This window comes from Sodalis-like endosymbiont of Proechinophthirus fluctus, assembly GCF_001602625.1.
Taxonomy (GTDB): domain Bacteria; phylum Pseudomonadota; class Gammaproteobacteria; order Enterobacterales; family Enterobacteriaceae.
Map to the genome: position 1 here is coordinate 23181 of NZ_LECR01000086.1, position 17013 is coordinate 40193.

Annotated in this window: 5 protein-coding genes and 8 pseudogenes; 8 read left to right on the forward strand and 5 right to left on the reverse strand. The window is 43.2% G+C overall.

The window, feature by feature from the left end:
- Positions 1 to 975, forward strand: a pseudogene (locus BG74_RS20890) (prolyl oligopeptidase family serine peptidase); the annotation flags it as partial.
- An 845-nt stretch (positions 976 to 1820) separates the two neighbouring features.
- Here BG74_RS20890 and BG74_RS08405 read toward each other — a convergent pair.
- Positions 1821 to 2048 (reverse strand): DNA polymerase III subunit theta, encoded by a 228-nt coding sequence (locus BG74_RS08405; RefSeq protein ID WP_066597801.1) that lies wholly within the window; start codon positions 2046 to 2048, stop codon positions 1821 to 1823.
- Positions 2049 to 2412: 364 nt separating this feature from the next.
- On the opposite strand from BG74_RS08405, the gene ftnA reads away from it, so the two are divergent.
- Together ftnA and BG74_RS19220 are read left to right on the forward strand one after the other, a co-directional pair.
- A complete protein-coding gene (ftnA, locus tag BG74_RS08410) occupies positions 2413 to 2928 on the forward strand; it encodes a non-heme ferritin (protein WP_066597803.1) in 516 nt (171 codons plus the stop codon).
- Positions 2929 to 3430: 502 nt separating this feature from the next.
- On the forward strand, positions 3431 to 3511 hold the full coding sequence (locus BG74_RS19220; RefSeq protein ID WP_305809591.1) for a hypothetical protein: 81 nt from the start codon (positions 3431 to 3433) through the stop codon (positions 3509 to 3511).
- 5901 nt (positions 3512 to 9412) lie between these two features.
- Here the strand turns inward: BG74_RS19220 and BG74_RS20895 are convergent.
- The 3 pseudogenes from BG74_RS20895 to BG74_RS11625 all read right to left on the reverse strand — a co-directional run.
- Positions 9413 to 10137 (reverse strand): annotated as a pseudogene (locus BG74_RS20895) (DUF1480 family protein).
- Between the two features lie 786 nt (positions 10138 to 10923).
- Positions 10924 to 11274, reverse strand: a pseudogene (locus BG74_RS20900) (MCE family protein); the annotation flags it as partial.
- A gap of 17 nt (positions 11275 to 11291) precedes the next feature.
- Positions 11292 to 11442, reverse strand: a pseudogene (locus BG74_RS11625) (paraquat-inducible protein A); the annotation flags it as partial.
- A 326-nt stretch (positions 11443 to 11768) separates the two neighbouring features.
- On the opposite strand from BG74_RS11625, the pseudogene BG74_RS14245 reads away from it, so the two are divergent.
- From BG74_RS14245 to htpX, 4 genes and pseudogenes are all read left to right on the forward strand, one after another.
- A pseudogene (locus tag BG74_RS14245) lies at positions 11769 to 12235 on the forward strand (GAF domain-containing protein).
- A gap of 55 nt (positions 12236 to 12290) precedes the next feature.
- Positions 12291 to 12928 (forward strand): annotated as a pseudogene (gene proQ, locus BG74_RS08430) (RNA chaperone ProQ).
- Between the two features lie 22 nt (positions 12929 to 12950).
- The gene (prc, locus tag BG74_RS08435) at positions 12951 to 14960 is read left to right on the forward strand and encodes a carboxy terminal-processing peptidase (protein WP_066597812.1); all 2010 of its coding nucleotides are present in this window, start codon (positions 12951 to 12953) and stop codon (positions 14958 to 14960) included.
- A gap of 215 nt (positions 14961 to 15175) precedes the next feature.
- On the forward strand, positions 15176 to 16054 hold the full coding sequence (gene htpX, locus BG74_RS08440; protein ID WP_066597814.1) for a protease HtpX: 879 nt from the start codon (positions 15176 to 15178) through the stop codon (positions 16052 to 16054).
- Positions 16055 to 16400: 346 nt separating this feature from the next.
- Here htpX and BG74_RS14250 read toward each other — a convergent pair.
- A pseudogene (locus tag BG74_RS14250) lies at positions 16401 to 16539 on the reverse strand (MFS transporter); the annotation flags it as partial.
- Here BG74_RS14250 and BG74_RS20905 point away from each other — a divergent pair.
- A pseudogene (locus BG74_RS20905) lies at positions 16538 to 16924 on the forward strand (IclR family transcriptional regulator domain-containing protein); the annotation flags it as partial. The pseudogenes BG74_RS14250 and BG74_RS20905 overlap by 2 nt on opposite strands.
- Positions 16925 to 17013 lie beyond the last annotated feature (89 nt).

Genomic DNA, 17013 nt, shown 5'->3' on the forward strand with positions numbered 1-17013 from the left:
CTAGCCAAATCAGTTAGTAGACTGGCGAAGAAAGGGGTATCACGTTTGATGACACACCTATGTTACTTGGCTGTGGCGTACAACTCCGATCCGAAAAGAGCGCAGATGCGGTGCCGTTACTCCTCTATGACGACGCCAACGAGGTTATTCGAGATGGAATTGGACACCAGCGAACGCAAGCTGCTCAAGTAGACGAGACGCAGGTAAAAAACTTTCAAGCAGACTATTTCGCAGAGAATATCTCTGAATCACCGCCCGAGACGGTGTTGAGGTACTGGTGTCGCTGGTTTACCGCAAGGATTTGCTCAAGCCTGGTAGCAATCCACTGCTGGTTTACGGCTACGGCCTAGGGCAGTAATATTAATCCGGACTACAGCGCGAGTCAGCTGAGTTTGCTGGATTGCGGCTTCGTCTTTGTCTTGACACACATACGTGGCGGCAGCAAGCCTGGGTAAGAGTGGTACGAGGACGGAAAATTACTAAATAATATAAATACGTTATACTATTTCATCAACATCAGCCGCGAACTGTTACGTCAAGAGTATGGCGATGCCGAACAAGTCTTCGCCATAGGCGGTAGAGCCGGTACCCTTCGTGGATGTGGTGAATACTGCTAATGCATCCCTCTGCTCTGACCACCAGTGAATATACGGGGAGCGGAGAAATCCGCAGGATGAAGCCCTCTATCGTTACATTCTGTAATACAGTCCCTATGACAAGGGATTATCCCCATCTGCTGGTCACCACTGACCTACATGATTCGCAGGCGCAGTATTAGGAGCCGGGGAATGGAAGTGGATCGCTAAACTGCGTGAATTGAAAACCGACGATCATCTGCTATTGCTGTAAGCTGATATGGATTCTGACCACAGCAGCAAATCCAGTCACTTTAAGGGCTATGAATGGGTATCTATAGAATATACTTTTATTCTGGCGCTGACGAAAGCCCTCAGCAGCCCGCCTCTACGGAGTTAGCCTAACTGTGGGAATGCTGCACTGCACAGGTTCATTCCTCTGTTTGTTGTCCCTCGGTATGGCGATGTTTTTCGCTGTCCGCTCCTGAGAGATGATAGTTAAGGCTTGTAATGCAGGTCGGCGGATAAATCGTATATGTTGGCCAGCAGCTAAGGCATGCGATGCGCGGCTTATCCACACCATCTCTTTGGTGATATGGTGTGGATAGCCATCGCGTCCAGGCCAATAGGGCATCCTAGATTAACCAGATCGATCATGATATTGCTGATGCCCGTATCGCTGAAGTCCAGCGAGGCGATTTCCACGATCCCTGCGTCAAGGCCGTAGGCCTCTCGGTATCAATCACACGAAATGTCATAATAATAGGTACTGCTTTGGCAAAGTCGCTATATATATGATGCCTTAAGCGGCAATAAAAAACCTGCTGTGAGGGGGAGGGTTGTTAGGAAAGGAAGCGGCGAGGCATTACACAATATCGACAGGCGCCTTATTGTCGCGCTTTGCGGCATACTTTTCTTCTGGCGTTTTCAACGGTTTTTTCTTGGTATCTTTTTTTACGATCCATTCCTTTTTACTCATAATAATCTCTCAGTTGCAGACAGGAAATGCTGGGTTTATTAACTGCCGATTGTCGGTCGTTGGCAATACAACTCGTGCTATTTCATGCCAAAAGAGAAAGAAAATCCCTTACGGCCGCCGGGATAGTCTGCAAAACGCAGCATAACATTATGTCGCCTTCAGCAACGCAAATCCAGCACATAGGCGATGGGGCAACCCCGGGTAATAGACGGCGATAAGACAACACATTGTCGCACAAGGGCGCGCAGCCCTTTCCTTGCGGAGGACTATTTTCGTGGTTCGTAGGGGAGGCGGGAGAAATTGAGTGAAGCCTGACGGTAGAAGGTTACGCGGGTTCGGAAATAACCGCGCAATGGCACGGGTTGCTCCCGCTCTACCTGTTCGGCTACCACTGGCATGTTATAGCGTTCTTTGAACACTACGGCTGATGCCGCCAGGTCGACGTTTATTTTATCGCGCGTAGACTCGTCAAGGGTGGCTAAATTGTACATCATATTGACTTCTCCCGGTTCATGGCGGTCCGGCATTCAAAATAAAACAGGCGGCGGTAGTTTGCAAGCTACCGGATAGCAGTAGTGAATAATAATCGTTTCTCTTTTGATTCGGTAATCTTCGGCTACGCTATATAATTCGGTGCGGGAAATAATTCTTAATTAAGAATACAAATAATAATCTCAATCAATTCCAAGAGAGGAATAGTTATCACTCCCTGGTATGAAATAGGATGACTATTGCATGCTATTGAATTATAGCATATTTAAATTGTAATTTTATTTAGTAATAAGTCTGTTTTTTTTTCGTGATGTTGGCATAATAACGGAAATAAATCACCTACACATCCCATAAGGACGCCAGCCAATGTTAAAAAAAGAAATGACCAGCAAGCTAAATAAACAATTAAATCTCGAATTCTTTTCCGCCAATCTCTATTTGCAAATGAGCGCATGGTCTAATGACAAAGGGTTAGAGGGTACTAGTCAGTTTTTCAAAACTCAGTCTGGAAAAGAGATGGATCACATGCACCGCTTGTTCGATTATCTCAATGACACCGGCACTATGCCGGTACTGAGTGCTATTGAAGCGCCGCCGGTTGGGTTTTCTTCCTTGGCCGAGCTGATTAAACTCGCCTACAAACATGAGCAGATGATCACGCAGAAGATCAACGAGCTGGCCCATGTTGCCATGACGCTGCAGGATTATTCCACATTCCACTTCCTACAATGGTATGTCGCCGAGCAGCACGAGGAAGAAAAGATGTTCAGGTCAATCCTCGACAAGCTGGCGCTGGTAAATACCGAAGCCAGCGGCCTTTTCTTTATCGATCAGGATCTCAAGAAAATGAATAGTGATAACAGTGTCGATACCACGATGTAAGAGCCATATTCTGCTGATGATTTCTCCCGTTTACCCCTGTATCATCGAGGTGGACGGGCGTATTGTCCTCGAATTCATCCGCCGCAGCCATTATTATTTGCCCGCGCTAAAGCCACTAATTTCAATGCAAGGTATTGCCGCACAGGTGTACGCACTAGTGCTGTTGTTAGTCAGAGTATTTACGATATTTTACCCCAATAAGTCACGGTTACGGATAAGTTATGCTAAGAGCAGTTTTATCATGAAAAAACGATCGGTTGTTGTCTTTCATGCTGCTGGCATAACACTACTACAGCGGTGTTATGGAGATTATCACCTTAAGAAAATTCTAATACAGTATACGGTGGGCACTCAACAAAGAAGAAGTTTAGCCCTCATATACCGCCCGGATCACGCGCTGTATGCCCTGAATATGAGTACGTTAATGCAATACCTGTTGAACGAATAAGCTGAGCAGCAATGAAAAGAAGGCTATGTCCGGGCACAGCCCGAAAAAACTATTTTGCTGGATGACCCCGACCGGCCAGGGCAGGAAACGAGTATCGTGCCTTTTGTCGAGCGCTCTCAACACAGCCCTGCGTAGAAAAAACCGTACTCTAATCTAACGGCGGTAGTTGGGAATGAATCGCCAAAGTACAAAGGTTAATAAATTGAGGTATATATGTTATAAAAAGTTAAAATTTGACGACAGAATATACTTGAATTTATATATCAGCAGTGAAAAAACAGGATATTCGCTCTATATCTCTGTATTTCAGTCAAAAATGCTAACTTTTAGCGCACGGGCTTTCTCCCTAAGAGACATTTCCCTGGATCGAATATAGGAATCGTATTCTATCTTTTTACCTATTGATTTATAGTAATTTTTTTGAAAAAAGTCGCGATATTTATACGAAAACCGTATAGAGCAGAGCCAAAAAATCAAAGCATATTTTTAAACGCGAAAAACAAGAGACTATTCTATCATCGTAATGGTTTTGTAGCATCGTAATTTTTAGCAGTATCATCTTGCCTTTTATATTCATGAAAACGGCGAATCAGATTTATATTTCCTGAAGCGAAAGAGGTATAATAGTTATAGCTTTTAACATTATTTATCATGAGGTTGAGAATAACACGCCGTTCAGACTCTAGCTTTCGGCTAAGGCAGCGGCTAGGGATGCATACGTGGAATGGATAAATTTATTAATAAATGCAGCCACGTGAGAGAAAGAATAGTATGCGAGAGAATACGGCTATTTTTGTATGGATCAAGGACCTCTTTTTAGAGGATCAACCTCATAAACGACGCTCGGGCGAAGATTATTGATAATAATATATATATTTAATAGTGATGGCATGATATTAATGAAAAGAGGGGCTAGCAGTATATTATATTTCTCATGGTCATTACCAGAAAAAAGTTTACACCTTCTCTGAGAAGTTTTTATATTTAATTATTTAATCATACATTAGAATAATATTCTATAAGTCCTCTTGCTAAATTGACGTTAATCTTTTTATAAATTATTAGCAATATTTCTCTACTGTTCTATGAGTAATAGATAACCTAAATACTTTTTCTTTAGAAAAAATTATTCTAATGGAGTAAAATTATCTTAATTATCTTTCTGTAAAGAAAGATAATTAAGAATTCAAAGTCAACCTAGAAATTTTTAGATTATTAATAAATCGTCAATAGAGATATAAGAAAACTGTATTGCATAGTAAATTATACTAAAAATATTACCAGAGCTATTTTTATAGAATATTTTTTGTGAATAGTATGGTATAATTTCATAATTTCTACCGTAGTATGTTGTAGACATAATTTCAGTGTCATTTGAAATTATATCTGATTTCCTATCCTAAGTATTGAATTCAGGATCAATGATTTCCTAAAGATAGGGAAATTCTTTATCAGTCCTTTCCTCGTAACTAAATTTTTCATGGATACCTAAGAAATTCTTGCATGCATCATTCATATACACGTGACGAGATTTCTTGTCTTTTATACCCTATAGCATCGCCAATTATTCGTTCGATTAATGATCGAATCGTTATATTACTGAGAAATTCTAATATTAATCCTGATTTTCCTATGACTGTTTCGCTGTCCATAAGCTATCACCTCTATAATTTGAACTGCTTTATACTTTAAATCTAACAAGAGTAAAAATTACATTTTTTGTCTTTGGTATAGATATAGGATATATATCCACAATAATATAGAATATTAACATTAAATTACCAAGATAATAATTGTAGCAATAAATACATAAAGCATTGCAACTATCTATTCAGAAGTGGTTCTGTGTTTAGTTGTATGCTGAAATAGAGAGATTCAATAACTGGTATGAGCCTGTAAAGCTGAGCCCGCATATCGAGTAACTGACGGATCGGAAAATATCGATGATATTTCTAGTAGTTAAGTAGAATAGTCCGCATTGAGTAGGAGGGATAGCAGTATATTAATTTAGTCATGGTTATTACCAGAAAAAATATAATCCATATTTTAGTAATCTGTTTGTAACAAAACTATTACAAAATATATTGTAATAATACTCAATCAGTCCGCTCAGTGAACTATTTTCTATCTTCTCATAAATCCATAGCAATCTGTTATCAATTGTTATATGATAGAAGTAAAATTTATGCGCAATCTATTTTGTGGATAATATTTTTATAAAATATAATCTCAAATTCTCTATCAGTAATAATATTAAACTGCGAATTAACTTCGATGGTGGAAGGAAGTAGACCGTTGAAGAAATATTAAATACAGTTGAACTGTAACGGTTTGTTATAATATATATTTTCTAGTACTACCCTATAGTTATTATATATAAAATTTAGCCTAATAGCATGGATAAAGTATGGCATATCTACCGAAATTAGAAATAGAAATAATCTTAGCGTCCCAGGGCTGTCTTATCCTTCCTATCATGCGTCTGGAGCTCTTCCGTTTATAATGCCCGAGAGCAAGGAAATTCATCATCATGGAGACCTTCAAAATCTTACCCTTTAGGAATAATAAAATATTACAATAGGTATTACTCAAATACATTATTCTGAAATGTGAGTCATTAACACTCTAAGATATATTAGATATTTCTATCATTGGAAAATTTTTAATTAATTTTATAGTTAATAGACTTTATGATAATAAGGATTTCTATTCCATGAATGATATTTTTTACTAAGATGTTTAATCTTAGGAGGAAAATGAAAAGGTCATATATTTATTCTCGAGTGTAAATATTACATTCTTATAATTAAATAGGTAGTGATTCTCCATCAATGAGATAAATATTATGGTTGGTATGATTAGTGTTGTGTACCAAGTTTGGCTAGGCCTCATGAAAAAATGTAGATAATCATATGATGGTTAATATATATAATGATAGGCATTGAGTCTATAAAATTGGGATATTAGATTATCTATCAATATTATTGATCGAAGGAAGTATAAATCTATACTGTGACGCAAGGGGCTGCATTTTCAGCATAATCGTCAACTCGAAGAAATATCCTACACTATTATGCTAATCATACCAATAGTATTTACCTGTGAAGAAAAAATGTGGGATAGGGCGGATGCATTTCTACACGTCATTATTAAAATGCACAAACATTATCGTCATTAATTTTGTATAACATCAACCTCGTCCCTGTGGAGTTTTATATATTACAGAAAGGAAATTTTTTCCAGAAATTTTCTTTTTAACGACTTTTCTCCTCCCTGCGCAGCGGTCTTCTCCATACTGTATGCTTTCATTAGTTTAGGTAAATATATGATTGCGCTATACTGGCTAAAAATATTTTTGGCTGTTAATAGATATTTTTTATACTACAACAAGCCAGCGAACGTAGGATTATTTAATTTTAGTTACTTTTCACTTAATGAAACCGGTACGTTTTTAAACGCGTTTTGTCATCAATAGGATTTTTGATGGCATCGTTAATTCCACCGTTATCTTAGGGATTATTGATTGAGGATAGGTCAAGGTCCGACTGGTTTCCTTGTCATATTTTAATACTTAGTTTATTGGTATTATCTTTTATTTTATCTTTCATCTCCTACGTCCTTATCGATAATATCGTTGTTAGTGATATATCATGATAATTATATTTTTATTTCTATTACATAATCATTTTCCTATCGATATAGGAAATAGTACACAGTGATTTCTCATTTGTAATTTAACTCCATGTGCTAAGATTCCCACATCGGTAAGCATTTCTGGTTAATAAATCCATTCATGGATAAAGTTCCTTTTTCGTCAGGTGATACGATATATAAGAGACTAACATCTCTGTTCTTATTGATTTCCATTCCTCAGTATCTTGTCTCGGTAAAATATTCAGTAAAAAATTAAAGAACTATAAAAATGACCGAGATAATGATGCTATAATATCTAATATATATACCTATTTTATCTATCAGTATAGCATGAAATTTATAGTTAACCGCTTTATTATAATGTTAATACATTATGTAATTACGTCAAGATTGAAGAAAAAGATAGATTATTTAAGCATAGTTACTCATTAATTTAATTATAAATTAATAATAATTTATGTGTGGTAGTTCTGCTCAATTTAACAGCTGAGAAGAATATGTAGAGACCATTAACATCTCCTAGGGAGAAATGGTCTATGACCCTGAGACGATCGGGTATTACAGTGTCGCCCCGGTATAAAAGTGCTACATTCTTAACGAATGTGAAGATTAAATATACCTTGACCCGGTTTTCTTGAGCTACTACTCCGACTAGTGGGATAAACCACCAACTATCAATATGCCCATGGCGAGACTGCTACTATAGGGCGTATGTTTACGTCCTTATGGAACAAGACAGTGCTATTATCTCGTCTGACGGCTGGTATGAATGTAATAAAGGTGGCGATGAGAAACAGATTTACTTTGTCTACCATAAAAGTATCCGTTATTTTTCACAGTGATTAGCAAGGCACACTTACGATATAGAACTTGATAGAGAAGGTTTCGTTATTGTCACTGCCTTGAGCGATAAGGGGATGATTAATATCCATGACTGCCGTCCTCTAGTTATCAACGCCAACACTTTGAGAGAATGGTTAAGCAGGGATACGACATCAGAACGAGCATAGGAAATTGTTCGTGGCGCGGCATTACCCGAAGGTAATTTTACATGGCATTCAGTATCTAAAGAGGTGGGTAATCCCTATAATCAGAGTGCAGAGCTAGTGAATATCATAAACAACCCAGAGGTTTGAATTCTTTCCTTCCACTTACCTATGATCCGGTAACGAACATTTATTCAGCACTATCGTCAATAGGCATGTCGCAATTTTCATCTTCATGAATCACTCGTCCATTATGATTATGGTGTTGATAAATCCTCTAAGGAAACATAAGTTAATCTCGATGATTCTACGCCATCGCTTTTTTGTTGATACATTTGCGAGATGATAGTTTATCATAGTATAGTATCTCTCAGCAAGAACGACGCCACGATGAGTCATCAGGAATTTGCGCTGTAACCCTAGAAATAATGATCTTGCCTCACAGTGACATCTAGATCATCAGAACAGCGCTATGGCTCTAACATTGCAATGACAACCCTAAGTAGATAGGGTACAGAAAGATTTTCACGGGTCATTATAACGGCAGAAAAACGCCACAGTGATAAGCGGGTAACGGGCGCCTGTTTCTTAACCACCCTCAGTGGTCTTCAATGATAATATAAGCTATTGGGGTAATTGTTTTTACTATTCTTCTTTAGAATAAATGTCACAGAACATAAAATACAAGAACATAAAATACAGTGGTATAGCTTAACTCAATTAAATATTTTAACGATGAAATGCAGTAGAAGTCCTTTCTAAGATAGTATCTTATGCCCTCGGCATATCTTTGGTCTATACTGCTCATTTCAGCGATGAACACTGGATAACATTTTTCTCTTATCATAAAGATGACAATGATATTCAATTATCTTCGCTGAAAAATCACTCTAATTAATTTAATTAGAATGAGTGAATAAGATTTGTCTTAAAATTGATGGATAACTTATTAAGTATTAATATACAGGATGATAGGTGCGAATAATAAAAAGTGAACACCTCTAGTAGAATTTCATTTACTATAATTTAACTATTTCGAGACGCTGATAAAAGGAATATTCTGTGTAGGTAGAGGGTCTAGGAAAATGCGCTCCATTAAACAATGTACACTACTCATTTTATCAAGGAGATTAAATTTTGTCTTTAGGAGATTCCTGGGCGATTCGTACATAGCGCGTTCATACTGCGCAGGATTTAACACGGGTGAATATCGTTCCGATTATGCGAGCTATCGGCGCAGCGGCAACTATACAGAGATGGGTCGCGCAAACGCCGTGATGGCTTTATTATTTCCCTACCTTCATTCGTATTGTTACGTGTTTTAATTCCTCTTCTGCCAGCTGATTTTCCTGGCGTTCACCTGACCACGCTTACCCCCTATGCCTCTACCTGACGCTTAACTGACACCTTTAGGCGGTGTCTGGCTCGCCGTGCGGTTAATTAAAAAGGGGAAACGGACGGTAAAATAGTAGTAGTCTCCTGTCCAGGTATCATTTTCATGATCGTAATGCTGGCGAAACAAGATGTGTTCTTTCTTGTCTAGAAATGCCGGGATACCGGTCTGTTCATACCAACCATCGAGCTGCAACACAGATCAGGCTCGAATTTACGCGGAATACTGACGATATTCTGGACCCTTTGGTTATCACTAGAGGAAATAGTGGCATCGTCAACGGCAAAACTGCTGATTTGTACTGTCATCTTGGTCATGAATGGGCCTCTTATGCTGTGAGGTGAGACAAGGTGTACTCCTCGGTAAAGAGCTATTGCGGTATATAGCGTAAGCAGCACGAAAAGCCAAATCCTACCTTTGCCCCTTTGCCCCTTTGCCTGATACGGTTGCAGAAGCGCTTCCAGATGGTTTACCCCGGCGGTGGAGATTTCCAGCATCACCACCGAAAACCGCGTGCCATTGCGGGCAAACGTCTGCACGTATTCAGGGGTATACAACACCGGCTGCGCCAGCACCAGATTATTGCAGGGGAGAGCTTTAATGTCTCCATATCTGGTCGACGTCGATGCGCAGATAGCGGATAGGTTATGCCGGGGAGAGCTTACTAGAGTCGTAGATGCGCAGTACAATTTGGCTGCCCACCGCCCGCCTGGCGTTTCCCTAACCATAGAGCTTACGCGCCGCCGTCGAAATTATCGAAACTCACCGCCACTTCAAGGCACGGTTCAGCGGCGAGGCCTGAACAGTCAGGCCGCTGCCGTTAATTTATACCCGGGGATGCTCGCCACCTTCGTGGTATAGAACACGCTTTTGTCGCTCAACAAATATAGTATTTGGGTTGGGATGTAAACATCGACTTTAAAGTCTTGCAGCGTGAGCCGCACGTCTACAATCTCACTACTTGAAATTTGCAGTAAAGCAATATCGAACCAGTCTGGATGTCGGTTAGATTGGAGGAGGTCAGCATCAACGTGGCGTTGAGCTTGTCCCCTAGATACCTTGTTCGGTCATTTCGCGATTGCTGTACAGCGGGTAATGGCTTTGCGCCGGTCCCTTTACACCTGATATCACTTATACGCCGCCGTCCAGCCACTCGCACTGGTGCTTAACACCCGTACACCGTCTAGGTAGAATTTGACATCCACCCGGCTTAACGACAGACTTGGTGTCTTGATGAATAGCGTCGGCGAACTCCGGCTTCACAGTAGCGCTGAAAACGATCCTATTCCTCGTAAGCTGCCACGCGGTGATCTACCTATATCCCTTTCTGCCCAGCGTCGATGCCATGGCTTTGCAGCACGCTTAAGGTGAAGATTTTCCCTAGGCAACTGTAAGGAAGTTACAGTGCTGCTCTCCGTTACTGGGAATCATCTCCATCGTAGAACCTGCCAGCAGGCCACTGAAATCAGGTTTGGTCATCGACAGCTGCGGGGTCGTCATTATAATGCGGGTCCCAGCCAAAATTGCGTCCCTTCGCGCAGCGCGTCACACGTATTGCTTTTGATGCTAGGGCCTCGACCTTGATGGTGTGCAAGTCGTCATTGAGCTTAATATTTTACACGGTGCTGACCATAATGTATCGGCGTGCGCATAACGTAACGTACCGGCGCGCGCCCGGCGACGGTGATATCGGCGGAGACGAAATCAATCGTCACCGTGGCACCACACTCTTGCAGTATGCTGTAGACTAGTTAGCCGGCAATTAGCATGGCAATAAACGGTAATAGCCAGAAAGGCGAAATATAAAGCTTGGTTCGGACGATCGCATTAATCAGTATAATTGATGTGTGGCATGTGCGTCCCATAGCAAACGGATATTCAACTACTCGACAGCAAGAATTGTCAAAATTACGGCGGAGTCAAAATAAAAGCTGGCCGGTCTCCGGTGTAAAGGCGAGCAACTGAACCCTATCCACTAGAGATAAGGTAATTGAGATAATAAACAAATCCAGCATTGACCAGCTTCCAATAAAGATACAGAAAGGCATCATGAATCGCGATTATTTTCATTGTGCGGCATTTATGCCTCGCCTCTCCCTCATATCTCATTTTTTACCCTGCATGCCCATGCCGCCTTTCCTTTATCAGGCTTATAATAAACCGCCGCCGCAACGCTTATATGGCCGGGCCAACATACCCGCACACGAAACTTTGTGAAGTCATAACGGATTAATCTTGTGGCTTTGGGCATTCATTACTTATTTTATAGAGGCTGGTGTGTCGTCTGCTAACACAAAGATTAGCTCATTTAATTTTTATAATTAATAAAAAATAATTTTACTAATAATTATTGTATTATATGTCGGCACTACTTGATGGCGAAACGCATTTTATCGCTGCGTTAGCCAACGCCAGCGCCTTATATTATGAACGTCTGGAAGGGGTGAACTGGACCGGTTTTTATTTACTCAAGGATGATATACTTGTGCTTTGATCCTTTCATAGCAATATTGCCTGCGTGAACGGCAGCGGAAAACCGGATTTAGTGTATCGGCAATATGCATGCTTTCCCAGGCTATACTGCCTACGACACCGCCAGTAAAGTGGAAATCGTATTGCCTATATAATAGATGAACGCGTAGTGGGGTTTTGTTGGATATAGATAGCACGATTTATCAACGCTTCGATCAGAATGATGAAAATGAATTGAAGGTGGTGGTGATTACCTCTGCCAGCAGTTTGGAACCGCCAGTATTCGCAAATTTATCACTAATACTTGATAATGATATATATATAACGTGGTATTTTCCGATGACGTCATTATAATGACTCCTATTCTTGCCCGTGCTGGTTGGCAAACTCGTTGTAATCAGGAGAATTCATGGAAAATCAACATAAGTTGAACAGCAACAAAGAAATCATTGCCTTTCTGGCGGAGCGTTTTCTGCTCTGTTTCACGGCCAAAGGTAAAGGTAGGCCACTTAAGATAAGTATTTTTCAGGATCTAGTCGAACGGGTTCAGGGCGAAGACAATATCAGCAAGGCGCAATTGCGTTCCGCATTGCGCCTTTATACTTTAAGCTGGTGTTACCTTTATGAGATAAATATTGGCGATCATCACGTTGATTTCTATAGTAATTCATGCGACGAGCTGGAAACTCAGCATATTGAACATGCGCGCAAACAACTAGAGAAAGCCAAAGCTTGCGTTCAACTTCAATACTCCGCCCAGCAGGCGACGAAGAAACGCGAAAACAGCCTACAAAAAGTGACACTGTCACTCTTCGCAAACCCCGTTCTAAACAAGAATGTCCAGCGTCTATCTCAGGCAGACAACACCGGTCGTCAAAACTGTGCCTGTCACCGATATTTCCACGTTGCAAATCGGCCAGACTATCAAGTCAAAGTGGGTAAAATCCCATGGACGCAACCGTCATAGAAATCGCCAAAGAAAGGGTACAAGTGCAGCTCTATTCTGGGATAGCTTTGATAGTAAACGTAGAACACCTGCAGTTCTGATACGGAGGAGGCAGACCAAGGCATGAACACATTTGTCAGAGTCACCATGATGGTGTGGGCACTGCTGGCGGGTAGTGGGGCGATGGCTAAAGACGACATCACCCGCTTTGATCAGATCCCGGAGTTGAAAGAAGAAGCACAGCAGCAGACGGTGGGCCAGCGGGTCAGCGCTCGTTTTACGCGGTCGCACTATCGCCAGTTCGATCTAGATGAGGCCTTCGCCGGAAAAATTTTCGATCGTTACCTTAATATGCTCGACTACAGTCACAATGTGCTACTGGCGTCAGATATTGCACAGTTCGCCGCCCGAAAATTCCAGCTGGCCAATGAGCTCAAGAGCGGTAAACTGGATTTGCCGTACGCAATGTACAACCTAGCGAAAAAGCGCCGGTTTGAGCTTTATCAGTATGCGTTGGCGCAGTTGGCAAAACCGATGGATTTCAACGGTAATGGCGCTATCGAAATCGACCGCAGAAAATCCCCCTGGCCCAAGACTACCGCTGAGCTTGACGCGCTATGGGATGCAAAGGTGAAGTATGATACTCTGAATCTCAAGCTCACCGGCAAAGACGAGAAAGAGATCCGCGACATTTTGACCAAGCGCTATCAGTTCGCCATCCGGCGCCTGGTGCAAAGCAATAGCGAAGACGTTTTCCAGCTGATCATGAACGCTTTCGCCCATGAAATCGATCCGCACACTAATTACCTTTCCCCACGCAATACCGAGCAATTCAATACAGAGATGAGTCTGTCGCTAGAAGGCATCGGCACGGTGTTGCAAATGGATGATGATTACACGGTGATAAACTCACTGTTACCGGGCAGTCCAGCGGCGAAAAGCAAAGTGATTACCGTGGGCGACCGTGTGGTGGGTGTGGGCCAGACCGGAAAACCGATGGTGGATGTTATCGGCTGGCGGCTGGATGACGTGGTGTCGCTGATAAAAGGACCGAAGGGCAGCAAAGTGCGCCTGGAAATATTGCCCGCCGGCAAGGGCACCAAAACCTGTATAGTCACCTTTATCCGCGAGCGTATCCGGCTTGAGGATCGGGCAGTTAAAATGTCGGTGAAAACTATTGGTAAGGAAAAAGTAGGCATTTTGGATATTCCCGGTTTTTATGTGGGCATGACCGATGATGTTAAGGTACAACTGCAAAAGCTGGAAAAACAGAACGTGCAATGCGTCATTATCGATTTGCGTGCCAACGGCGGCGGTGCGCTGACTGAAGCTGTATCGCTATCGGGGTTGTTTATCCCCAGCGGGCCGGTCGTTCAGGTGCGCTATAACAACGGTAAAATCCGCGAGGAAAGCGACAGCGACGGTATTGTCTATTATAAAGGGCCGTTAGTGGTGCTGGTCGACAGGTTCAGCGCCTCCGCAGCGGAGATCTTTTCCGCGGCGATGCAGGATTACGGCCGGGCGCTGGTGGTCGGAGAGCCGACCTTTGGTAAAGGCACAGTACAGCAATACCGTTCACTGAACCGTATCTATGATCAGATTCTGCGTCCGGAATGGCCAGCGCTGGGTTCTGTCCAATACACTATCCAGAAATTTTACCGGGTTAACGGTGGCAGCACGCAGCGTAAAGGCGTGGTACCGGATATCATCATGCCCACCGGCACCGAAACCGGCGAAACCGGCGAAAAATTTGAAGATAATGCTCTACCCTGGGATAGCATCAACGCGGCCACCTATACCAAGGCCGGCAATTTGAAGCCGTTCTCAGCCGAACTACTTAAAGCGCATAAGGCGCGCGTCGCAAAAGATCCTGAATTCCAATATATCCAACAGGATATCACGCGTTTCCATGCCATGAAGGAAAAACGCAATTGGGTTTCCCTAAATCTCGCCCAGCGGGAGAAGGAGAACCAAGAGGATGATGCTGTCCGCCTACAGCGCACGAACGAGCGGTTGGTACGTCAGGGTAAGAAACCAGTGAAGAATTTGGAGTCTATCCCCAAGGATTATAAAGAGCCGGATCCCTATCTGGATGAAACAGTGCAAATTGCACTGGATCTCGCCCATGCCTAAGGCCAGTCGCCCCGCCGACGGGGTAGCAACGTCATAAGGAGCTTCAACTGGCGCTTTTTCGCTGCGTTCCATGGACGGACAAGACAAGTTTAACAAAATGTAAAGTTATGTCTTTTTAGCGACTTATCGGCGTTGTAATGCTTGAAAAACGCCGCCAAGACCCTAGATTAACGTTACGCAATAAGGGTGATTATTTCGGAGGATCCTGACATTTTATGATGCGTATAGCTCTTTTCCTGCTCACTAACCTGGCGGTGATGGTAGTGTTCGGTATTGTACTGAGTCTCACCGGGATCCAGTCCTCTAGTGCTGCAGGATTAATGATTATGGCCGGGCTGTTTGGTTTCGGCGGAGCCTTCGTTTCGCTGTTAATGTCAAAATCCATGGCACTGCGCTCGGTCTGCGGGGAAGTGATTGAACAGCCCCGCAATGAAACCGAACGCTGGCTGCTCAATACCGTCCGCCAGCAGGCACAGCAGGTCAATATCGCCATGCCGCAGGTAGCGCTTTATAACGCGTCCGATATCAATGCATTCGCTACCGGCTACCAGCGTGATGCCTCGCTGGTGGCTGTCAGCACAGGCCTGCTGCAGAATATGAACCGAGACGAGGCCGAAGCGGTCATCGCGCACGAAATCAGCCATATCGCCAATGGCGATATGGTGACTATGACCCTCATCCAGGGCGTAGTGAACACATTCGTTATTTTCGTCTCACGTATTCTGGCGCAGCTGGCGGCAGGGTTCACGTCGGATCGCGACGAGGATGAAAGTGGTAATGGTAACCCGATGGTCTATTTCGCCGTCTCCATGGTGCTGGAATTGATGTTCGGGGTACTGGCGAGCATCATCACCCTGTGGTTCTCACGACACCGCGAATTCCACGCCGATGCCGGTTCGGCCAGGCTAGTGGGGCGTGAGAAAATGATTGCGGCGCTTCAGCAACTAAAAACCAGTAATGAGCCTCAGGAAGCCAGTAGCATGATGGCATTTTGCATCAATGGCCGCAACAAGACGTTCAGTGAACTGTTCATGTCCCATCCCCCGCTGGATAAACGAATTGAAGCACTGCGTTCTGGCACCTATCTGAAATAAGACGCGCCGTCGACGCCGTTTTCCGGATAAGCGCCCCTCGCGATAGTGGCCTGTAAACTGCCGAGCATCGGCCGGGAGCCGGTAATGTTTTTAACCAGCCGAGATGCCAGACGGGGAAGTGGCGATGCTTTAAACCATCGTGGTCGAAACGGTAAGATTTATAGCTGTCCAGTAACGGGTGATATCACCCCGGACGCGCCGCGTCCGGCCACTGAAGGATTCCCTTACAGCATGGGGTTCTTTTTTTGACTCCGTCAACCCTTCTGCGCCTGATGCGTCGAATTTATTTTCCCACCACCTGCTGGGGTCGGGCCTGGATCATGCACAGCCCTGCTGGCCAGCAGGGCAAAACCATGGTCGCCAGCGGCCATGGCGTAAGCAACAGGCCCTTTGCAACCTCCGTACGGCGAAATATAGTTCGCAGATAAAATGGATGCACATATAGACAAGGAAAATAGCAGGATACGCAGCAAGTCCGACGGCAACTTACGCATGTATTCGAACGTCGGCTACCGTAACCCCGCTTTACAGTACCGCTCTTGGCAAGGTGCTACTGGCCTAGCGAAACATCTCAGAGGCGAGAGACGTTCTGACGTTCCTTGCCGTCGCCAGCCGAGAGGCTCTGTTGCGGGAGCTGTAGCGGGTGCGCGCACAGGGGTTCGACGAAGATAAAGAGGAGCAGGAGGATGGGTTACGCTGCATCGCGGTACCGATTTTTGATTGCTTTAGCGTCGTTAAAGCTGGCCTGAGTATATTGTTTCCCATGATCTGCTTCTCAGAAGAGGCTTAAAATGGTTACGTCAAAATGCTGCACAACGCGTCGCGCATCGTCTTCCCGCCAGATAGGAATACCATGACTACCCGTTTTAATCCCTCGATAACCGAACCGGCTTGTTTTATCCTCCGGTTCAGATGTTCTGACACAAAGGAAAAATGATACAATTTCTTACTGAAAAATA